The 21328-nt window shown below is 63.0% G+C and carries 19 protein-coding genes; 15 read left to right on the forward strand and 4 right to left on the reverse strand.

Features of this window, described 5'->3' with window-relative positions; all coding sequences use genetic code 11:
* The first annotated feature begins 1 nt into the window (after window position 1).
* Genes DyAD56_RS13510 through DyAD56_RS13570 form a run of 13 tightly spaced genes read left to right on the forward strand, consistent with a single transcriptional unit; the run spans window position 2 to window position 13855 of the window.
* Window positions 2-949, forward strand: a complete 948-nt coding sequence (locus DyAD56_RS13510; RefSeq protein ID WP_102303350.1) for a hypothetical protein — start codon at window positions 2-4, stop codon at window positions 947-949.
* Window positions 942-1874, forward strand: a complete 933-nt coding sequence (locus DyAD56_RS13515) for a GNAT family N-acetyltransferase (protein ID WP_102303288.1) — start codon at window positions 942-944, stop codon at window positions 1872-1874. Before DyAD56_RS13510 ends, DyAD56_RS13515 begins: the two co-directional genes overlap by 8 nt.
* The gene (locus DyAD56_RS13520) at window positions 1874-2986 is read left to right on the forward strand and encodes a DegT/DnrJ/EryC1/StrS family aminotransferase (RefSeq protein ID WP_102303289.1); all 1113 of its coding nucleotides are present in this window, start codon (window positions 1874-1876) and stop codon (window positions 2984-2986) included. Before DyAD56_RS13515 ends, DyAD56_RS13520 begins: the two co-directional genes overlap by 1 nt.
* The gene (locus DyAD56_RS13525) at window positions 2983-4233 is read left to right on the forward strand and encodes an O-antigen translocase (RefSeq protein WP_102303290.1); all 1251 of its coding nucleotides are present in this window, start codon (window positions 2983-2985) and stop codon (window positions 4231-4233) included. The genes DyAD56_RS13520 and DyAD56_RS13525 overlap by 4 nt, the downstream gene beginning before the upstream one ends.
* The gene (locus DyAD56_RS13530) at window positions 4230-5183 is read left to right on the forward strand and encodes a glycosyltransferase (protein ID WP_102303291.1); all 954 of its coding nucleotides are present in this window, start codon (window positions 4230-4232) and stop codon (window positions 5181-5183) included. The genes DyAD56_RS13525 and DyAD56_RS13530 overlap by 4 nt, the downstream gene beginning before the upstream one ends.
* The gene (locus DyAD56_RS13535; RefSeq protein WP_102303292.1) at window positions 5180-6355 is read left to right on the forward strand and encodes a hypothetical protein; all 1176 of its coding nucleotides are present in this window, start codon (window positions 5180-5182) and stop codon (window positions 6353-6355) included. The genes DyAD56_RS13530 and DyAD56_RS13535 overlap by 4 nt, the downstream gene beginning before the upstream one ends.
* 42 nt (window positions 6356-6397) lie before the next feature.
* On the forward strand, window positions 6398-7318 hold the full coding sequence (locus DyAD56_RS13540; RefSeq protein ID WP_233202420.1) for a lipopolysaccharide biosynthesis protein: 921 nt from the start codon (window positions 6398-6400) through the stop codon (window positions 7316-7318).
* On the forward strand, window positions 7315-8157 hold the full coding sequence (locus DyAD56_RS13545) for a class I SAM-dependent methyltransferase (RefSeq protein ID WP_102303294.1): 843 nt from the start codon (window positions 7315-7317) through the stop codon (window positions 8155-8157). The genes DyAD56_RS13540 and DyAD56_RS13545 overlap by 4 nt, the downstream gene beginning before the upstream one ends.
* A 4-nt stretch (window positions 8158-8161) precedes the next feature.
* Window positions 8162-9385: an amidohydrolase family protein gene (locus DyAD56_RS13550; RefSeq protein WP_102303295.1), complete on the forward strand. Its 1224-nt coding sequence runs from the start codon at window positions 8162-8164 to the stop codon at window positions 9383-9385.
* Window positions 9385-10083, forward strand: coding sequence for a class I SAM-dependent methyltransferase (locus tag DyAD56_RS13555; RefSeq protein WP_102303296.1), 699 nt, complete (start codon window positions 9385-9387; stop codon window positions 10081-10083). Before DyAD56_RS13550 ends, DyAD56_RS13555 begins: the two co-directional genes overlap by 1 nt.
* A gap of 20 nt (window positions 10084-10103) precedes the next feature.
* A complete protein-coding gene (locus tag DyAD56_RS13560; protein ID WP_102303297.1) occupies window positions 10104-11618 on the forward strand; it encodes a radical SAM protein in 1515 nt (504 codons plus the stop codon).
* A 3-nt stretch (window positions 11619-11621) separates the two neighbouring features.
* Window positions 11622-12746: a glycosyltransferase family 4 protein gene (locus tag DyAD56_RS13565; protein WP_233202421.1), complete on the forward strand. Its 1125-nt coding sequence runs from the start codon at window positions 11622-11624 to the stop codon at window positions 12744-12746.
* Window positions 12743-13855, forward strand: coding sequence for a glycosyltransferase family 4 protein (locus DyAD56_RS13570; protein ID WP_102303298.1), 1113 nt, complete (start codon window positions 12743-12745; stop codon window positions 13853-13855). Before DyAD56_RS13565 ends, DyAD56_RS13570 begins: the two co-directional genes overlap by 4 nt.
* Here the strand turns inward: DyAD56_RS13570 and DyAD56_RS13575 are convergent.
* Window positions 13825-15099 carry a nucleotidyltransferase family protein gene (locus DyAD56_RS13575; RefSeq protein WP_102303299.1) on the reverse strand — a complete coding sequence of 425 codons (1275 nt, stop codon included), beginning with the start codon at window positions 15097-15099 and terminating at the stop codon, window positions 13825-13827. The two genes, DyAD56_RS13570 and DyAD56_RS13575, sit on opposite strands and share 31 nt — an antisense overlap.
* The gene (locus DyAD56_RS13580; protein WP_102303352.1) at window positions 15092-16570 is read right to left on the reverse strand and encodes a radical SAM protein; all 1479 of its coding nucleotides are present in this window, start codon (window positions 16568-16570) and stop codon (window positions 15092-15094) included. Before DyAD56_RS13580 ends, DyAD56_RS13575 begins: the two co-directional genes overlap by 8 nt.
* A 706-nt stretch (window positions 16571-17276) precedes the next feature.
* Between DyAD56_RS13580 and DyAD56_RS24300 the strand changes: the two genes are divergently transcribed.
* Both DyAD56_RS24300 and DyAD56_RS13590 read left to right on the forward strand, forming a co-directional pair.
* Complete coding sequence (locus DyAD56_RS24300; RefSeq protein WP_233202422.1) at window positions 17277-17789, forward strand: hypothetical protein; 513 nt, start codon at window positions 17277-17279, stop codon at window positions 17787-17789.
* A 149-nt stretch (window positions 17790-17938) separates the two neighbouring features.
* Window positions 17939-19705: an ABC transporter ATP-binding protein gene (locus DyAD56_RS13590; RefSeq protein WP_102303300.1), complete on the forward strand. Its 1767-nt coding sequence runs from the start codon at window positions 17939-17941 to the stop codon at window positions 19703-19705.
* Here DyAD56_RS13590 and DyAD56_RS13595 read toward each other — a convergent pair.
* Window positions 19702-20490 (reverse strand): flavin reductase, encoded by a 789-nt coding sequence (locus DyAD56_RS13595; protein ID WP_233202423.1) that lies wholly within the window; start codon window positions 20488-20490, stop codon window positions 19702-19704. The two genes, DyAD56_RS13590 and DyAD56_RS13595, sit on opposite strands and share 4 nt — an antisense overlap.
* 139 nt (window positions 20491-20629) lie before the next feature.
* Window positions 20630-21259, reverse strand: a complete 630-nt coding sequence (locus DyAD56_RS13600; RefSeq protein ID WP_102303353.1) for a methyltransferase domain-containing protein — start codon at window positions 21257-21259, stop codon at window positions 20630-20632.
* Window positions 21260-21328 lie beyond the last annotated feature (69 nt).

Raw genomic sequence — 21328 nt, forward strand, 5'->3', positions numbered from 1 at the left:
CATGGCCATCTGGCGCAAGCAGGGGCTGGTCTTCGACACCGCGCGGCAGGGCGTGGGCGGGTGGATGCGTCACTCGGCGCTCACACCGACGCCATGGCCTATCGACGCGTCTACGATCCGCGTTTATGCGGGTTTTCGTGACGACGATGGCGTGAGCCGCATCGGCTACGTCGATGTGCTTGCGAAAGACCCTTCGGTCATTCTTCGCGTCAGCAAGCAACCTGTGCTCGATGTGGGTCGCGCTGGTTGCTTCGACGACAACGGCATGATCCTGGGCGATGTGGTGGATGCGCCCGGTGGCCTCCACCTGTTCTATGTGGGCTTCCAGCAAGTAGCACGCGCCAAGTTCCTGGCCTTCACCGGGCTCGCCATCTCCAGCGATGGCGGCGAGCATTTCGAGCGAGTGCAGGAAACCCCCATCCTCGATCGCGCCCCCGGCCGAAGCACCATCGCGGCCGTACACACCGCGATGTTCGATGGGGTGCAATGGCGCCTCTGGTATGCAGTGGGCGACGATTGGGAGTGGATCGGCGGACGCGCCTTTCCGCGCTATCACATCCGCTGTGTCACAACGCGCGATCTCACGGATATTCCTCGCGACGATCACGTCTGCCTGCTGCCGCAGGACAGCGAGTACCGCATCGGACGCCCGCGCGTGTACCAGGTAGGTGATCGTTACGCGATGCTTTTTACACGCGGCAACATCACCGGCGAGTATTTGCCCGGGGTGGCCTTCAGCGATGACGGGCGCGACTGGGTGCGCCGCGACGAGGCGCTCGGCATCGGGCTTTCCGACAGCGGCTGGGATTCACGGACGCTTTGCTATCCGGCGCTGATTCCTCGCGGCGATGACGTCCTGATGTTCTACAACGGCAATGACATGGGCCAGGACGGCTTTGGCGTGGCGGTAGCGCGCCAATCCCTGTTTGGTGAGGCCTTCCATGCTTAAGGTGCGCCCCTACCAGCCGTCCGACGCCGATGCCTGGGATGCCGTCGTGGCGCGGTCGCGGAACGGCAACTTCCTGCACCGACGTGGCTATATGGATTATCACGCAGACCGCTTTGCGGATTGCTCGTTACTGGTGGAGCGGGGGCAGGAGATCGTCGCAGTCTTTCCGGCCAATCTCCGCGCCAACGTGGTCAGCAGCCATGGAGGACTCACCTATGCGGGCGTTATCGCTACACATGAGTTGCGTGCCGAGTCCACCCTGCACACCTTCGAGCTGATCGGCGAGTACTACCGACGCAACGGCGTGGAACGTGTGGTCTACAAACCGGTGCCGCATGTCTTTCATGCATACCCGACCGAAGAGGATCTCTACGCCCTGCAGCGCGTGGGCGCACGCTTGAGTCGACGTGATATCTCTTCAGTGATCTCGCTGCGTCATGCCGCAGGGTTCTCCGACATGCGTCGAAGAGCCATTCGGCGGGCCGAAAGCGCGAGCGTGGAAATAGGACAGGGCACGGACCTGCTGGCCTATCATGGCTTGCTCAATGAGGTGCTGCGTCGACACGAAGCCGTGCCAACGCACAGTGCCGCCGAACTCGCCCTGCTTCAATCCCGGTTTCCGGGGCAGATCGTGCTGCATGAGGCGCGCCAGGCCGGCAAGTTGCTGGCTGGGGTGTTGGTCTACGACTTCGGGCGCACCGTGCACGCCCAGTACATCGCCGCGTCGGAGGATGGCCGGCGCGTCGACGCACTCAGTCTGCTGCTTGGTTCGTTAGTAGGCAGCGTGTACGCCGATCGCAGCTACTTTAGTTTGGGCATCTCTACCGAGCGGAACGGCACCGTGCTCAACAGTGGTCTGGTCGCGCAGAAGGAGTCCTTCGGTGCGCGCGGCGTCGTGCACGACTTTTACGAGTGGGTGCTGTGATGGATGTGCCGTTCCTTTCACTGCGCGACGTTAACGCCCCTTACATCGACGAGCTCAAGGCTGCCGCGGCGAGGGTGATCGATTCCGGCTGGTACGTGATGGGTGACGAACTGGCGGCATTCGAGCGCGAGTTTGCCGCCTACTGCGGTACTGCGCATGGCGTTGGTGTGGGCAATGGGCTGGATGCGCTCTCGCTGATCCTGCGTGGCTACAAGGAGATGGGTCGGTTGCGCGATGGTGATGAGGTCATCGTTCCGGCGAACACCTTCATCGCCTCGTTCCTTGCCATCACCGCCAATCAGTTGGTGCCGGTTCCTGTCGAGCCGGACCCAGCGACCTACAACATTGATCCGGTGCGAGTCGAGGTTGCACTGGGTACGCGGACACGCGCGATCATGCCGGTGCATCTCTACGGCCAGCTGGCGGACATGGGCGCGTTGGCGGATATCGCCCGTCGGCGCGGACTGCTGCTGATCGAGGATGCCGCGCAGGCGCATGGCGCAAGCCGGGAAGGCCGCCGCGCCGGTGCCTTTGGCGATGCCGCCGGGTTCAGTTTCTTTCCGGCCAAGAATCTTGGCGCGTTAGGTGATGGCGGCGCCGTGGTCACCAGTGACGACGAGCTCGCCACGCGCGTGGCGGCTCTGCGGAATTACGGCTCGGAAGTGAAGTACCACCATGTGTACCAGGGCCTCAATTCGCGACTGGACGAAATGCAAGCGGCCCTGTTGCGGGTCAAGCTGGGGCACCTCGATGACGAGGTGACGCGTCGCCGGTGGGTGGCGCAACGGTATCGGGAAGCCATACGTCATCCGTACATCGTGCTGCCGCAGGTGCAGGCGGAAGACGCGCACGCCTGGCATCTGTTCGTGGTCCGCTCCGGCCGGCGCGACGCGCTGAAAGCGCATCTGGCCGCCCACGGCATACAGAGCCAGGTGCACTATCCGGTACCGGCGCATCGCCAGCCGGCTTACCCGGCGCTGCATGGCATGGAGCTTCCGCTGACCGAGCGATTGCATCGCGAAGTGTTGAGCTTGCCGATCAGTCCGGTGATGAGCAATGAGGCCGTGCTGCGCGTCATCGATGCGTGCAACGCCTTTGAGTGCGTGCCATGAACATGGCGCGCGCAAGCATCTACGCCACGGTGGCCACGGCGGCCAAGCTGCTCGCTGGCCTGGTGATCATCAAGCTGGTGGCCTGGATGGCGGGCCCTGAGGGCGTGGGCCGCCTTGGCCAATTCATGAGCCTGATGTCAGTGCTGGCGGTGTTGGCCGGCGGCGGCATCAGTGCGGGCGTGGTGAAGTACGTCGCCGAGTATCGGGACGATCCGCAGAAGTTGTCACGCTTGCTGGCTGCCGCACTGTGGTACGCGCTTTGCGCATCATGCCTGATCGGTGCCTGCGGGCTGTTGCTCAGTCGGGAGATTGCCGGCTGGCTGCTGGGTGACGTCCGTTATCAAAGCCTTATTGCCGTGCTGGCCGCCGTGCAACTGGGTATTGCCCTGGTGAACTACATCCTCGCCGTCATCAACGGCTTCATGGATGTGAAGCGGCTTGCCTGCATCCAGGTGCTGGGGTCGCTGCTCAGTATTGCGCTTGCGTTGTGTCTGTCGCGCTGGTTGCATCTATACGGTGCGTTGCTGGCGTTGGTGGTCGGCCAACTGCTGGTACTCGCCGTGGGTCTTCCCGCATGGTGGCGAAGCCCGTACTTCAATCGGCGCATGTTACGCATGCGCTTCGATCGCGAGATGACGTTGCGGCTCGCTGCATTCTCGGTGATGACGTTGACCTCGGCATTGCTGCCGCCGCTGGTGAATATCGCTGTGCGAGACCATCTGGCCGCCCACTTCGGCTGGGAGCATGTGGGCTATTGGCAGGCGGTGGGCAAGGTGTCTGATGCCTACCTGTTGTTCCTGACCACGGCGATCAATGTGTACTACCTGCCCAAGCTGGCATCGACGCATGCGCGCGAATCGCTGGTGGCGGAACTTCGCCTTGCCTATCGCTACGTGATGCCGGCCGTGGTGCTGCTGACTGCAGCGGTCTACCTGTGTCGGGGCTGGGTGACGTCGCTGCTGTTCAGTGACGGCTTTGCGGCGGCCAATGCGCTTTACGCGCCGCAATTGATTGGGGACGTCGTGAAGGTCGCTTCCTTCGTGCTGTCGTACGTGATGCTGGCTAAGGCCATGACGGGATGGTTCGTGGCTTCCGAGATCGTCTTTGCCATCAGCTATGTCGCGCTGGTGTTTCTGTTTACGGGGCGTTTCGGGTTGGTGGGCGCGATGTACGCATTCGCCGTGAATTATGTGCTTTACCTCGCTTTCAACATCATCGTCGTGCGTCGCTACCTGGGGGAACTATGACGAGGGACGGAGATGTGCCCGAAGTCGTGCCATGCCGGCCGCTGGTTTCCGTGCTGGTGCCCGCGTACAACCACGAAGACTTCGTGGAGCGCTGTCTGGACAGTGTGCTGGAGGAACCGTATCCGGCGAAGGAAATCGTCATCATCGATGACGGATCGACGGATGCCACGGGTCAGCGCATTGCCGCCTGGATCGCCCGGCACAGTGATGAGGTACCCGTCGAGTATGTGCGTAGGGAGAACAAGGGCATTGCGGCCACGCTCAATGAGCTGGCGGCGCGTGCGCGCGGAGACTTCCTGCGTCTCGGCGCCAGTGACGACTACCTCTTGCCGGGCGGCATCGAGGCCCAGGTGGACTATCTGCTGGCGCATCCTGGCAAGTGGGCGGTGATTGGTGATTCGCTGGTGGTGGATCGACATGGCCGGCACCTGCACGACAGCGGCATGCGTGACCTGCACCACGCGGACATGAGGCTCTACCAGACAGGCGATGGCATCCGTCGTGCGGTGATCACGCAATGGGCCGTCGGCGGCCCGGTGACACTGGTACGTCGCCGCGCGTTGGAGCGAGTGGCGGGTTGGAACGAAGGGCTGCGATTCGACGACTGGGATTTCTTCCTGCGCCTCTCCGCGCACGATGCCATTGGCTTTATCGACCGACCTGTGTGCGCCTATCGCATTCACGACACCAACGTGAGTCGCACGCGCGATACGCGCGCGCGTATCCACAATCTCATCGAAGCCCGTGACGTGGCGATTCGGCGGATGGGTATGTTCGATGATCCGTATCGCACGCTGCTGCTCGCGCAGTCGCACCATATCGGCGCCAAGATTGCCTTTCTGCAGCGACGCCTATCTGCCGTCGCCGCGCACATGGCCGCGTACGCATGGCTGACGCAGGTGTCTCGAATGAAGAGTGGGCCACCCCATCGATTGGCGGCACGCACATGAAGCAGCTCCTTCGCTTGCCTTCGTTCTACCTGAGTGCGCCGCTGCTGGTGGCCTGCGGCTTGACGTTGCTCACCTATGACCTGCCATCCGACTACATGGAAGGCCTGCTGCTGCTTGCGGCGGCGGCCATGGCGATTCTGGCTTTGGACACCTTCGTCGGCATTCGCCTGCCGCGTAGCGAGGCATTCCTCGCGCGCGACTACACGGGAACGCGCGACGCCTTCGTGGCCTTGGTCTTCGCCGCCGTGATCGTGTTGTTTTGCCTGTTGGACCTGGTGCTGTTTCCGGTGCCCTTGTTTGCGTCTCCAACCTCTTACGCGAACATGGAAGGTGGCCGTGACCATATCCGGCATGTGTCGGACATGTGTTGGGTGCTGCCGCCGATCGGCCTGTTGTGCGCACGCCAGCGATGGCTGCGTGCCGCGCTCGTGCTGGCCGGCCTTGTCTTTCCGGTGTTGGTGATTGACCGAAACCGGATCTTTGCGGCGTTGTTCTCCGTGGCGCTCGTCGTGTTGCTGCGGCGTCACGAGGCAAAAGCCTTGCCGTGGAAACGGGTGCTGCTGTTGGCGGTGGGTGGCACGACGGTGTTCTCAGTGCTCGGCATCCTGCGCTCGGGCACGTTGGACTACGTGACGCTCCCTTTCAGCGACATGTATCGGGGCGCACCACAAGGCGTGAAGTGGCTGCTCCTGTATGCCAGCGCGGGGCCGTACAACTTCGCCTCCATCCTGGCCAAGCAGTACAACGACACCCATTTCCTGATCAATCAGTTGGTGCCGATGGCCGGATCGATCGCCACGGCGGACACCGGCATTCCGCTGGATGCGGCCAACATCAACGTGGGCACGGAGTTCTTTCCCTTCCTTATGGCGCTGGGGCCGGGCGGCGCCATCGCCTCCATGGTAGGTCTGTATCTGATGCTGCTGTGGAGCGTGCGACGTGTGCAGCCGATGGTGCCGCTGTTTGGTCTGCTCATCTTCCTGCGTGTGTCCTATACGGCCGTCATGGCGCCGTTCGCGCCGCAAGCGTTCACCTGGACCAGCTTCGGCTTCATTGCGTTATGCCTGTTGCTGCAACTGGTCTCCTCGCTGCTGCCGGATCGCCGTACTCAGGGGCCGCCTGTCGAATACGACATGCCCGCCGGCCACGGCGCATCCCCCTCCACCCATTGACGAGTCAGGATCATGCAACGAGATGAAGTTTACGTAGGAGACATGTCGCGGATCCTGATCCGCGAGTGGCCATGGTTTGTCGCAGGACTACTGGTGGTGATCGCCGCGGTCTTCGCATTTACTCAGTCGGCACGGCCGCAGTGGGAGGCCACAGGCTACATCCAGATCGGTCAGGTCGCGGGTGTTCTGCAGGGACAGGATCCGAAGGTCGAACCGCTGGCACGGGTACTTGAACGCCTGAAGTTTGTGCCGTTCCAGAATCAGGTGATGGCCCGCATGGGCATCGGCGAAGGCGCACCGGAGGCGAGGCTTTATCGCAAGAGCCTGAAGCTCGAGCCGCTGCCGTATGCCGGCCCGCTGGTGAAGTTCACCGTGAGGGGCTGGTCACCCCAGCAGGCCAGTCAATTTGCCGAGGCTACCGTGGCGCAGCTGCAAACGCTGCATCAGCAGTTGCAAGCCGGGCCGCTGGCGTTGACCCAGGCGCGGCTGGGCGAAGTGCAGGCGGATCTCGACATCGCCCAGAACCAGCGCAGGCAGTTGATTCTGGCTGCTACGCCGGATGATGCGCGCGACAGGAATGCGCAGGCCGCCGGAGTCGCTTCCATGCTGTTGGCCACCACGAACACGGAGATTCACACTTTGCAGCAGACCCGGGGTGAACTCGCGGTACGCCTCAGCCCGAACTATACGTACGACACCTCGTTGATGTGGCCCGTCTATGTACCCCGTGGGCCGGCGTTTCCGAATCTCCCGTTGCTATGGGGCGTCGGCGTGTTGTTCGGTTTGGCGCTGGGCGCGTTTGCCGCGATCGCGCGGCACGCTGTTCGACGTGCGCGTGCAGTCACCGTCACGTTCAACCAAACAGACGACACAAGGCACCTACCGACACATGGCGGTCATGGCGCAGCAGCAGGGCGCGACGCCGCCACATCCAATCCGCATGCAGGTGTGAGAAATCCATGATGGGGCAGGCAAGCCGACGTCCGCCGGAGGCATCCTTGAACGATGCGCAGTTACTCGACACGCAGCGCGCTTTCGACAGTGTTGCCGAGGATTACGACGGTCCGCGTGGCAACAACGAGTTGATCCAGCGTATGCGTACCACGCTGTGGGACACCGTCTGCCGGGAGGTGTCGCCAGGATCGCAATTACTGGACATTGGTTGCGGCACTGGCCTGGATGCCATCGAGTTCGCGCGGCGCGGCCATCAGGTGATCGCCACGGATTGGTCGCCGGCCATGATTGGCCGAACGCGCTCGCGTGCCGCCGTGGCTGGATTGGAATCCCATGTGGTGGCCATGCATCTGGGCGTGCAGCAGCTGGATCAGTTGCATGAAGAGTTCGACGGCATCTATTCCAATTTCGGGCCGCTCAATTGTGCGCCGGACCTGCGTGGGGTGGCGGAAGAATGCGCGCGCCTGCTGAAACCGGGCGGCAAACTGGTGTTCTCCGTGATTGGTCGTATCTGCCCTTGGGAGCTGGGGCACTACGCGCTACGCGGACGCTTCCGTCGCGCCAGCGTGCGTGGCACGCGCGGGCCGGCGGCAGTGGGGATGAACAAACACACCATATGGACGTACTACTACCTGCCGCGCGAGTTCTACCGCGCATTTGCTCCCTTGTTCTCGCTGGAAAGCTACCGCGCATTGAGCCTGTTCATGCCGCCGCCCTATTTGGTGGATTACTACCGCAAGCGGCGGCATTGGTATGAGCGGCTGGGTCGCCTCGATGACCGCATGGGGGCACTGCCCTTGCTGCGTGACATGGGCGACCACTTCCTGATTGTCATGCGCAGGCGGTGACGTGATGGCTGCGCCATCTGCACGCATCCACGCCAGCCTGTGCGGCGCGGCCTGTGTTCTGCCCGAAGGGCTGTCGCGTGCACCAATGCTGATGCGCGGTGGCTACATCGCCGACTCCGTGCCGGCGTGGGCCTGCCGGATCGATCTGCGTGACCACCTGATTTTCCCCGGGCTGATCAATGCACACGATCACCTGCATGTGAATGCCGTGCCGCCGCTCGCTACGACCGACGTGTTCGCCAACAGCTACGCGTGGATCAACGCGTTCCAGGCGCACTTCGCCGATCCAGCCGTCGAGGCCGCGCTACAGGTGCCCAAGGCAGTGCGCCTGCGTCATGGTGGTTTGAAGAATCTGCTGGCTGGGACCACATGCGTCGCCCACCATGATCCCTGGCACGAGGTGCTCGATGCCAGCGATTTTCCCGTGGCATTGTTGCGCGATTACGGCTGGAGTTATGCACTGGGCTGGCGTGCCTACGGTCCGCCGGTGCAGCAGAGCTTTATGCGAACACCGATGGATCGGCCCTGGCTTATCCATTTGGCCGAAGGGACCGATGCGACGGCGCAGGCCGAGCTGGCATGGCTGGATGAACTCGGTTGCCTCGCGTCACGCAGCGTGCTGATTCACGGCGTGGGGATGCGAGAGCGGGACATCGATCGAATCATCGCCGTTGGAGCTGGTGTGGTGTGGTGCCCGAGCAGCAACCTGCGGTTACTGGGGCGCACGCTGGATCCCCGGCGTTTGGCCGACACAGGACAGTTGGCCTTGGGTACGGACTCGCGCCTGAGCGGATCGCGTGACCTGTTGGAGGAGCTGCGCGAAGTCGCCGCCTGCGGCGCGCTCGCGCCGAGGCAATGGCTGGGACTGGTGACGACCGACGCGGCGCGGATGTTGCGCATGCCATCGCGCGGCGCGTTGCACGTGGGTGCGCATGCGGACCTCGTCGTGGTCGAGGACTGCGGTGGCGATCCGGTGCATAGCCTGGCCGGTATCGGCCGGGCGCAACTGCGCGCGGTGGTGCGTGATGGCCTGCCGCGCATCGCCGATCCGGATCTCGCGAACTGGTTCGACGCGGCTGGCGTGGAAACGGTTCCCGTCGTGCTCGATGGTCGCCCCAAGCTGCTCGCCAAATCGTTGGCGGATCCAGACGTGATCGCACTGGAGCCCGGTCTGGAGCTGCTGCCTGCGTACAGCGGCGCGGCGTTTTCCCTTGAGGCATGTCACTGATGTTGCACACACCGATTCTCGATCCCGCTGAAGCCTATGCGCTGTGGGCGCCCAGCTATCCGCCACACGCGCACAATCCCGTGATGCAGGCGGAAGAGCGGGCCATGCTCGCTCTGCTGCCACAGGACCTGAGCGGCCGCAACGTATTGGACGCCGGCTGTGGTACGGGGCGCTATATGCGCTACGCCTTGCAACGCGGCGCTGCTCGACTGCTAGGGGTGGATCTATCGCGCGACATGTTGCTGCGCGCCGACACCGAGTTGCACAAAGAACGCAGGCGCGTGCCTGTGGAGCTTATGCAGGGCGGCCTGGATGCGTTGCCCGTGGCCGACGCCTGGGCTGATCTCACGGTCTGTGGATTGGCCGTGGGGCATGCCGAGCAGCTCGAACCGGTACTGGCGGAGCTCAGTCGTGTCACGCAACCCGGCGGCATGGTGTTGTGCAGCGACGTGCATCCCATCGGTCACGCACTGGGTTGGTTGCGCGACTTCAAGGCCGAAGGTCGTCGTTATGCCGTGCGCCATACCGCGCATCTTTACAGCCACTGGCATGCCGCGTGCGCCGCGCTGGATCTGGAGATCGGCTGCGTCCTGGAGCCCATGATCGATCCCGCGGATATCCCGGCCGGGGCACACTTTGATCCTGCCGCACTGCACGTTCCGGTGGCCCTTGTTTTCCAGTTGTGGCGAAGGCCATGAGTTTGCCCATTCACGTTCCCATGAATCGGGGGCCGCATACGCTGCTGGTCAACCCCACGATTACATCGCAGTCCAGTGCGCGCTTCCCGCTGTCGCTACTCCATCTATCCACGTCGCTCGATCGCACCGGCAGCAGCCGCATCATCGATGGCAACATGGATCGCGACTTCATCGAGCGCACGCTGCACGCATTGGACGAACGCGCGTGTAGCGCAGTCGGCGTCAGCGTGATGGGTGGCCCGCAGATAGAGCCGGCCATCGCCGTGTCACGCGCCATTCGCGCACACCGTCCGGATGTGCCCATCGTGTGGGGTGGCTACTTCCCCACGCTCTATACGGACACGGCGCTGTCTGCGCCCTATGTGGATTACGCCATTCGTGGACAAGGCGAAGACAGCCTGCCGGAGCTGGTGACTGCATTGCATGCCGGTGATGCGATCGAGTTGGCGTCGATTCATGGCTTGTCATGGAAAGGCGAGGGCGGCCCGATCCACAACCCGGGCCGTCCGTTCTCACGCAACGGCCCACCGGTGGTTTTGCCGTACGACAAGCTGGGTGATCCACGCCGCTATCTGGCGCGCACGTTTCTCGGTCGCCGTACGGCAGCGCACCAGGCATCGGTGGGTTGCCGCTTCCGTTGCACGTTCTGCGGTGTGGCGGCGATGTTCGGCGGTGCCACCGCCTTGCCGCCGATGGCACGGCTGGAGCGGGATCTGGCTTATCTCAAGCATGAGCTCGGCGCGGATTCCATCCAGTACTTCGACCACAATTTCTTCGATCGCGAGGAGGACATGATTCCGCTGCTGGAAATCATGGCGCGTTACGAGCTGCCATGGTGGTGCTATGCGCGCGCGGATGCCTTGCTCAACTTGTCCGAAAGCACATGGAAGCTGGTTCGCAAGAGTCGGCTGCGCATGGCCTATATCGGCGCAGAATCCGCGAGCCCGACCATGCTTAAGGAGATCCGCAAGGGTACGCGACCGGATCAGACGCTGGCCGTGGCGGAGCTGTGCCGGCGCCACGGGGTGATTCCGGAGCTGTCCTTCATGGTGGCGCCGCCGGAGAACACGGAGGAAGAAACCGAGCACACGTTCGAGTTCATTCGCGAACTCAAGCGTATCAATCCGCAGTCCGAGATCATCGTCTATATCTACACGCCGCTACCCGAAAGCAGTCGCCACGAGAAGGATCGCAATCGACGCCCCTCCACGCCGCTGCTCGATCTCAATGGTGAGCCCGTGGTGTTTCCTGCCACACCGGAGGAGTGGACGCAGAAGCAATGGGTGGACTACGCCTGCCATGCGGATGCGCCATGGCTGAGTGATCGGTTACGCCAACGTATCCATGATTTCGTTACGGTGCTGCGTTGCCGTTACCCCACCGTGCAGGACCTGCGTTCACCGCCGTGGGCAAAACGCACGCTGGCCGCGGCGGCATCGTGGCGTTACCGGCTGCGCCGGTACGACCGTCCGTGGGAGCTGAACCTGGCGAACCGGTTGGTGCGTCTGCGTGTGCCGCAGGTTTCGGGGCTCTGATCCGTGCCGTCACTCCATGTCGCGCAGATCAACTTTCATCCCACGCCGGCGGGTCAGGGCCTGACTGACACCTTGACGCGATGGCCATCGCTGGTCGACGTCGCGGAGGCGGCAGCCGGCGCAGGGGCGCGGATTACCGTGATCCAGCGGGCCGCGCACCAGGAGCACCTGCATCGGAATGGCGTGGACTATCACTTTGTGGTGGCGAACGATCATGATGATGGTGGTGCCCGCACCATCGCGAATCTGCTGGCCGACTTGCGAGCGGATGTGCTGCATGTCCATAGCCTGAGCGCCGCCGCCCAGGCCCATGCACTCGCGCGAGCACTGCCTGGTGTTCCGATGCTTTTGCAGGACCATGCGGATCGCGTGCCGACATGGTGGCGGCGCTCGCGCTGGAGGCATTGGTATGCGTCGGCCCGAGGCGTGGTGTTCACAGCGAACGAGCTGGCGCGGCCCTACATGTCCGCGAAGCTGTTCGTTGCATCGACGCGCTTGTTTGCCATTCCCGAATCCACCAGCCGCTTCACCCCGGGAAGCCGTGCACATGCATGGTCCGAAACGGGTCTGTACGGGAATCCCTGCGTGGTCTGGGTCGGACATTTGCAGTCCGGCAAGGATCCGTTGACGGTGTTAGCCGGTGCTGCGGAGGCCGCTCAGGCCTTGCCGGACATGCAACTGTGGTGTGCTTTCGGTAGTGCGCCTCTGCTGTCGCAGGTTCAGCGACGTATTGCGAGTGATCCGCGCTTGAGAGGGCGCGTTCATCTGCTTGGCAAGGTGCCGCATGAGCGCGTGCAATCGCTGATGCGAGCGGCCGATATCTTTGTTTCTGGAAGTCGTGCGGAGAGTTGTGGCTACGCATTGCTGGAAGCCATGGCGTGTGGCGTGACGCCGGTGGTGACCCGTATTCCTTCATTCCGAGCGCTGACAGGCGAGATTGGCCGTTTGTGGTCGCCCGGTGACAGTAACGAGCTTGCGCAAGCGCTGATCCAGGCGGCTGCGTTTCCCGCGTCCCCGCAAGCAGTGCGAGCCCACTTTGAGCGCTACCTGTCGCTGGATGCGGTGGGGCAGCGCTGGGTTGATGCCTACGAGCAACTGGTCAGCGATCGCCAGGGAGATGCATCGTGAAGCTCGCGCTGGTTGTGCCTGGGGGTGTGGACCGCACCGGTGAGTTCCGCGTGATTCCCGTGTTGCTGGCATTGATCCGGCGACTGGCCTGCGAGCACGAAGTGCACGTGTATGCGCTGCGACAGGAGGCCGCCGCGGATGGTTGGCGGCTCGCCGGTGCGCATATCCACAATATCGGTGATGGCTGGCCGCGCCTGCGTGCCATCGGCGCCATCCGCGACGAGCACCAACGGGCGCCGTTCGATCTGGTGCACGCCATCTTCTCGGGTTCGTGCAGCCTCGTTGCGGTGGTGGCTGCCGTATGGCTCGGCGTGCCGAGTCTGGTGCATATCGCGGGCGGCGAACTGGTCGCCATGCATGAGATCGACTATGGCGGCCGCCGTTTCCTGAAGGGGCGGTTGCGCGAAGCGCTTGTGTTGCGCGGAGCCGACGCGGTGACCGCGGCGAGCGCGCCCATCATCGATTCCCTGCGGACACTGGGGCTGCGGGCGCGCCGCGTGCCATTGGGCGTGGATCTTCGCTGCTGGCCACCTAAGCCGCCACGATGCCGACGCGAGGGACGTGCGCGGCTTATCCATGTGGGCAGCCTCAACCGTGTGAAGGATCAACCGACGCTGTTGCGTGCGCTTGCCGTGCTGGTCGAACAGGGCGTGGACTTCGAGATGGATATCGTGGGGCAGGACACCCTCGATGGTGAGATGCAGCGACTGGCCCATGCGCTGGAGCTCGATGGGCATGTGCATTTTCACGGCTTCAAGACGCAGCGCGAGTTGCGTCCCATGATGGAGGCAGCTGATCTGCTGGTGATGTCGTCCTGTCACGAGGCGGGGCCGCTCGTGGCGCTGGAGGCTGCCGTGGTGGGTATCCCTACGGTTGGCACGGCCGTGGGACATATTGCCGAGTGGTCGCCATCTGCCGCGATGGCCGTGCCCGTAGGCGACTGGTCGGCGTTGGCAGAAGCCATTCGACGTGTGCTGGATGATGACGCGTTGCGCCTGCGGCTCGCGGTATCAGCGCATCGCCGCGCCGTGACGGAGGACGCCGACCACACGGCGCGTGCTTTCCAGGCGCTCTATCTTCAGGTGGTGACGGCGGGCCCGGGGCGCTGAGTCCATGCGGGCGATGTCTGCTCAAGCGCGGCACGCACCACGTACATGGTGTCCATGCGGGTTACCGGGTGCTTGAGCCAGGCGAGTGCGCGGCGCCACAGCGTGGCCGTTACCCATGGTGACGCCTGCAGCCAGAGTTGTGTGCGCACCATATCGGCCCGTTCCTGTCGTGCTTGCGCCGATGGACGTACGCGGTTCAAGGCGAATTGTCCGGCCTCGCGGACAGAGCGCGACCATTCGATGCCGGACCACGCATGCAGCCATAGTTCGGAGCAGGAGGCCTTGGTCAGGGTGAGGTGCCTGGATGCGAAGCGAAGTGGGCCACGGCATTCGGACTCAAGCTCGTAGAGCAGCGAGGGCGGAACGGCGCCGGTGTAGTAGCGCGACACCAATAGCAGCGGAGGCAGAGCCCACCAGGGGGATTCGGTGGTGCCGTCACCCCAGAGCGCCAACCACTCGCTGCGCACCATACGGGCGGCCAGCAGCGAAATATCGTTCAGATGGATGAGCCGCATCGTGCGATTGCAGATGTTGCCCGCCGCGTGCAGCAGCAAATGGCTCATCAGTGCGCCATGCGACGGATACGGGTTGATGCCTGGCGCCGGCGATCGAGGGTAGATGCAGCTCGTGATATCTACCGTGGCTACTGGAAGCCGTTCCTGGATGCGCGTATGCAGTTCGATGTTGATCGGTGTGTCGCGGTGTTCGCCAAGACAGGCGACGTTTGCGTTGTCCGCCGGCTTGTAGACCCGGTGCTTCCAGCCGGCGAACGAAAGCACATAGCCCATGCTTTCGAGCATGGCGCCGGCATGCTCCTGATTTTCCTCGCTCACCAACAGGTCGATGTCCGCCATGGGACGTTCGCCCGGCGCATAAATGCCGATGGCGTGGAGTGCCGTTCCCTTGAGTGCCACCAATGGCACGCCTATGCCGCGTGCCTGTGTGTCGATGCGCTGCAGCAAGGCATCGATGCGCTCGTGGCGCCGTGCCACATGGTCGTGCTGACTTTCCAGGAACCACGTCCACTCGGGATTGCTCCAATGGACGTAGGTGTGTAGTTGCCCGGCGACGCCATGAGCTACTGCAGCCGCGGTGGCCAGTCGCCATTCCAGCGCATTCCAGTCGGGTGTGTCGCCGGTGGGGTGTGCGAGCTCGATGGCGAGCGTTGCGGTGGTGCGCAGCAGGCCAGCCTTGATACGTTCAAGCGAGGGCTGGGCGCGTGGCGTGGTGCGTCCGTCAGGCATGTTGTGACGTTCCTGCGCGCAGTGGCGCATCCAGGGGAGTCGTGCGATGCGAGGCCTCTGTCTCGATCAATGAGCGCCAGCGCCCATCCAGGGTGCGAGAGGCTTGACGGTGCCGGTCGGGCAGGTCGACCACCTTCCATTGCTGCACAACGACCTGTTCGTGCAGCAGGTCGCGTACGCGGCGATAGAACTCCGAGTCGTAGGCGCCCTGGAACATCATGGCGAGGTCGTCGCTGTCCCGCCAATGCGTCTTCTCACCAAGTTGCGCCTTCACCTGTTCGTAGAAGCGCGTGCCGGGCAACGGATAGGAGACGCTGACGCCGATGTCATCCGGCGCGGCGCGTGCAATGAGATCACGCGTAGCCAGAAGATCCTCGAGCTGCTCACCCAGATAACCAAGCTGGATGAAGAAGCCCACGCGGATGCCCAGCGCACCCAATCGCTCGCGAGCGGTGATCAGATCAGCGACCTTGGTGCCCTTGTTCATATGGTCCAGTACGCGCTGGCTTCCACTTTCTGCGCCGATCCAGGCTTCCGTGCAGCCCGCGTGGCTCAGTGCCGCCGCCATGCGTTCGCTGATAAGGTCGGCGCGGGTCTGGATGGTGAAGGGGATGGCGCCGCCGATCTGGTTGACGTGCGCGGCAAACGCCTCGACCCAGTCCACGTGGAATCCAAAGATGTCATCGGCGAGCCAGATATGGTCCGCGTGGAAAGTGTGTTTGAGGTACGCCATCTCCGCCGCGACATCCTCGGCGGATCGACGGTTGTAATGGTTACCCCAGATGGGCTTGGCGCACCAGTTGCAACGAAACGGACAGCCGCGCGATGCCGCCATATTGAGGCTGAAATGGCCGTGCCGCTCCACCCAGAAGGTACGGTAGCGTTCCACGTCGATAAGGTCCCACGCGGGATGGCCGACGATGCGTGGATCGGGTGGTGCGGCGCCGATGCGTTTCAGTTGCAGCGTGTCGCGTTCCATCGACGCCACACCGGCGAGACCAGCCACCCATTCATGAGCGTCGATGGATGGATTCTGGTCGAGCCGACGGATCAGTTCGACCAAGGGCGCAATGCCTTCGCCGATCAATACGGCATCCGCACCCGCGGCCAGGAAAGCGTCTGGCTGGTCGGAGGCGTCGGAGCCCGCGACGATCACGCGCGCACCCGATGCGCGGGCCATGGCGATCATCTCGCAGGCCGCATCGCGCATGCGGGCCAGGCACATCTTGGTCAGGTAATTGAAGTTGTCTTCGTAGATGAGGACAACGTCGGGTCTGGATGTCGGCAAGGTCGCGGCATAGTCTTCGACGCCTTCGGCAAGCATGGCGTCGAACAGGGAAACCTGGTGGCCTATGCGACGCAACAGTGCGGCCACATGGATGGTCGCGAGAGGCGGATAGGGTTTGCCGCGTTCCCATTGCTTGCGGTCGAACCTCAGGAAGTAGGAGTGACCGACCTGAATGGTTAGCATCTTGGAAGGATCTCCGTCATTGCCGTTGGGCGAGCTGCTCCGGCGCATCCACGGCAGGTCGGCGATCAAGCCTCCAGCGTTTTACGCTCGTCAGGCGTGAGTGCCGCGAAGGGGTTCAGCGGTTGCGTTGCCTTGCTGAAATATTTGGATGTCCATTCGTATCGGCGTGTGCTATCACATGGCCGCCTGACATCATCGATACGTGCCATGACATCCGAGCCCGAGACGAGCGACCTGCTCGCTGATCCTTTCCTCGAGCGACCTGCGCGCGGGCGATCGGTCGAGCACTGGATCCTGGGTCGTCGCTTTCGCTTCACCAGTGAGAGTGAGGCGCTGCTTGCTTTGGTGGATGCCACGTACGCAGGACTGCCTCCGCATGCGCTTTCAGCAGACCCGACGCCGCTTCAGATCGAACTGCGCGTGGCGTCGCTTCGCAGCGAGTGGGCGGGCGAGCCGCCGCCGGTGCACATGCAGTCCGGGGCTGGCTTGTTGTGCGGGGTCGTGGATGCAGCCAACTATGTCGTGATTTCCCCTGCGACCGGCCATGCACTCATCGTGGCATCCGCGGACATGCTGGCCTTCCCTTATCACCTGCGCTACGAACTTATCGAGTTCGCGGTATTCACCCTGGCTACGCGCGTGCAGGGCTTGATCCCCTTGCATGGGGCCTGTCTTGGCCTGAATGGCCGTGGGCTTTTGATCATGGGTGGCAGTGGGGCAGGGAGAGTCGACACTGGCGTTGCACGGTATGTTGGAGGGGCTGGAACTTCTCGCCGAAGACGCCGTGTTTGTGCATGCGGAAAGCTTGCGTGCCACGGGCGTTCCCAACTATCTCCACGTGCGTGAGGATGGGTTGGCCTGGGTGGACGACGCGCAATATCGCCAATGGATCAGCAGCTCGCCGACGATCAGGCGTCGTAGTGGGGTGGAGAAATTCGAGATCGATCTGCGTGATGGACCAGCACGACTGGCTGCGCCGCTTGCGCTCGCGGGTATCGTGTTTGTTGCGTCACCCGGTCCGGCGACAACCACGGCGCAGCTTCGCCCTGTCGGCAGGGAGTGCGTGGCTGCTCGCCTTGCCGCCGAACAACCCTATGCCGCCAGTCAGCAGGGATGGGTGGCCTTTATGCATGAGGTGGCACGACTGAGTACATTCGAGCTGATCCGTGGGCATCATCCGCTGGAATCAGTCCGTATGCTCCGGCAGTTGCTGGACTGACCGCTTTCCACCCACGGGGTGAGCAACCCTTTTCCCTCCGCGCCGCACTCATCGACAGGAGCGGCTGAATCGGGTGGGGTCTTGCATAGTCATCAGGTGCCAACTGAACCGCGGCAGGCGCGGTCGCGCAGCAGCATGGAAGCCTGAGCATGCCGAGTGCATGGCGGGGTCTGTTGCGTGAGCGGGCGAATGGCCTGCCGCGGTCCTTTTTTGGGACGTTGCGGCCCCTGGGGCTGTGGCGGATCGCAGCGTACGTCGCGTTGTCGCTCGGCAGTGCATTGACTGGCGGCATCGCAGCCTTGCTGGTGGCGTCGATGATTCAGCCCGGTTCCGTGGGCTGGCTCGGTAGCCGGTGGCAAGTGCCGAGTGCCAGCATGGAGATGCACGCACTGCTCTTTGTGATGGCGTCCGCGGTGTTTGCGCTGATGCGTTGGCAGGCAGCGCGCTTGGCCGCAGGGCTCGCCAGCAGTTATGGCATGCAACTCCGTGGCCGCGTGCACGAAAGCCTGATTGAAGCGCCACTCGCATCGTTGGCGGATGCCACCTCCGCCGAACTGGCCAACGTACTGACACACAACGTCGAGATCGTGACGCAGGGCTTCAATGCCCTGATGCAGTTACTGGTGGCGGGAATCACCACCCTGGTCAGCCTGGCGTTTGCGCTCTGGGTATCGCCACCGCTCGTGTTGGCGGTGCCGATTCTCGTGGCGTGTTCGTTGATTGCCGCGCACTTCAGCAGTCGCGAACACGCCGCGGTGAGTCGGCGCTATGTGGCGGATATGACACGGCTGTTCTGGATGAGCGAAGACTTTCCGCGACGCTGGCGACACATCAAGTCGTTTGGGCAGGAGCAAGCGGAGAAGGAGCACCATGCCGCGGCGTCAGGGCAACTCGGCGAGGGATATCGTCGGCAACTGGAATTGATTGCATCCGGGCGCCTGGTGATTGAAGTGCTTGCAGCCGTGGGTATTGCTGCGATGCTCGTGGTAGCGCATCGATGGCACGGCGTCGACCAGGCCTCATTGATCGCGGTGTGCCTGCTGCTGGGGCGTTTGCTTCCGTATCTCGTCTCCACTCGGCAAAGCGTTCACCAGCTTGCATCCGCCATACCGGCTTTCGCGCTGTGGTGCAGGTATGCAGGCACGACGCCTTCCGCAACTACGGACACGATGGCAGCTCCAGGGGCGCAGCCTCTGCGTATCGAGTTATTGTCGATCGCCGATCCCACGACGTTCTGCGTGAACGATCTATGGCTCTACCCGGGCAAACTGCTTCTGATCCGTGGCGACTCGGGTATCGGCAAGACCAGCCTGGCGGATGTGCTCGCGGGCATGATTCGTCCCGCGGCATTTACGGCATGGCTGGGCGCGCGTCGTATGGACTTTGACGCCTACCGCGCATCGGTTCGCAATGGGGCCTATATCAGCCAGAGCGTACGACCTTGGCAACGGACGGTACGCGATTGCCTGCGCTGGGCTGCAAAGGACGCCAGTGAAGAAGCCATGCACGAAGCCCTGGTGGACGTGGGGCTCGATAAGCGCCTCGCGTCTTCGAGAGACGGACTCGACGCCACCCTGGATGGTTCCTCGGGCCGGTTGTCGGGGGGCGAGATCCAACGGTTGCTGTTGGCCCAGGTATTGTTGCGGCGACCGACCCTGGCCATTCTTGACGAGGCGACCAGTGCACTGGATGCGGCAGCCGAGGCGCGGGTGCTGACGATAGTCAGGCAACGATTGCCAGATACGATCCTTATCGTCATCTCACATCGCGACGGCGTTGCCAGCCTGGCGGACCGAAGCCTGACGATAGGCGCCGATCTAGTCGCAACCATCAAAGAGTCGATCGCATCCAGCGACAGCACGGACACGCTATCGCAGCTTTCCGAGTCCGGTCGTGCGGGAATGACCTCACATTAAGCCTCGGCGAACGGCATATTTTTCCGACGACGATAGGTCTGATAGTAGCCCGGCGTGTGATGGAGCTGGTCGCCGTGCGCGAGCGGTACGTCAGAGAGGATCCGACCGAGAAAGAATGTATGGGAGCCGATGTCCTGGCTGTGCAGCAGGGTTAACTCGCGCACGCATAGCGCCGAAGCCACCGCCGGAATGCCCAGTTCCAGCGAGGGGCGCACGGGAAACGGCAGGGCGCCCCAGTCCTTCAGCGGCACTTTATGGTGCTCGCTGAGTTTGTAGGCCATGGGTTTCATGCCAGCGGGAATACAGGACAGGGCAACGCGGCCCGTTTCACGCATGATCTGCGCGGAGACGTTCGTACTGCGCAAGGCGAGTGAATACAGTCCGCTCCGCGATAGCGGACCGATCAGGTCCATCGGGAACATGTTCCGGTGATGAGGTGTGTCGACAGAGACGAGTACGACCGGTCGCGGGCACAGATACGCGACCATCAATTGCTGTACCGCAGCGGGAGCCATCAACGCATGATGCGCGGAAGGTTGCCGTTGCATGAGGCGATTCTGCAGCCAGCGGTTCCAGGCGCTTCTCGGCCAGCCGAGGCAATGATGCTCGCCCGCTGTGACGCGATAGAGCGTGGGTGAACCATGCTCAACGATGCCCAGTGAAACCATCCGTGTCAGCCGCAGGCTTCCCACCCGCTTGCCCGTGAGCTTGTCGCAATACTCGATGACCGGCCGTTGACCAGCATCAATGCTGGTTGCGATGACCAGCGGCTTGAGCGAAGCCACGGTGTGATCCGCAGTGACATCGGTCACGCCGTCATCCCCGTGCAGATACGCAGCAACCGCGTGTTGCGGAGCGGCGATGGCTACCGTCGACCATTGCGGGAGCGGACGTACCAGGGGACGTATCCAGTCTTTCCACATGTCAGATGCGCCGGAACAACAGGAACATGTAGAGCTGGGTCGCCATGCCGAGGCCGCCAGGTTCGATCCGCTCCAGGCGGAAGTGCGGCGCTGCGGACCGAGCCACGACGCGCGGCGCAAAACGATGGATGCGGCTTTCGCTTGGGATGGCGTAATGCCCGCGGCGAAGTAGATGGAAAGCGTTGGCCAGCCACCAGCCGTAGCGCGCATCGCCCAGGTAATAGGGGTTGAGCATGCTCGTCAGCACAAAGCCGCCCTTGCGGACCGTGCGAGATAGCTCATCGAAGAGTTGGGTGTGATCCGCGAAATGGTTGAAGACCGCGAAATTCGCCGTCACAGCGAACGCCCTGCATTCGTTGGAGTTATCGATGCTGATGATGGTTCGCTGATCGAGTTCTTCGCGGCAGTACATCAACAGGTGATCGCGCATGGCGGATGAAGGTTCATAGACAAACGTGCGGTGCCCATGAGCCGTGTAGGTCCTGGCATCAATGCCCGTTCCCGCCCCGAAATCGAGTATGTCTGCCCCATGCGGCAGCAGCTCCATCGCCATCCGCTGGAACCGGCTGCGCACCGCCACGTCCCGGCGGGAGGTCAGAAAGAATTGGTGGTACTGCTCTCCGGTATGCATGCCGCTGACCACCTTCTTCGCGATTGTCGCCTCAACTCGCGCCAGCAAAAGAAAGCGCAGGAATGGCCA

Origin of the sequence: Dyella sp. AD56, from assembly GCF_002878475.1 — a bacterium.
Taxonomy (GTDB): domain Bacteria; phylum Pseudomonadota; class Gammaproteobacteria; order Xanthomonadales; family Rhodanobacteraceae; genus Dyella.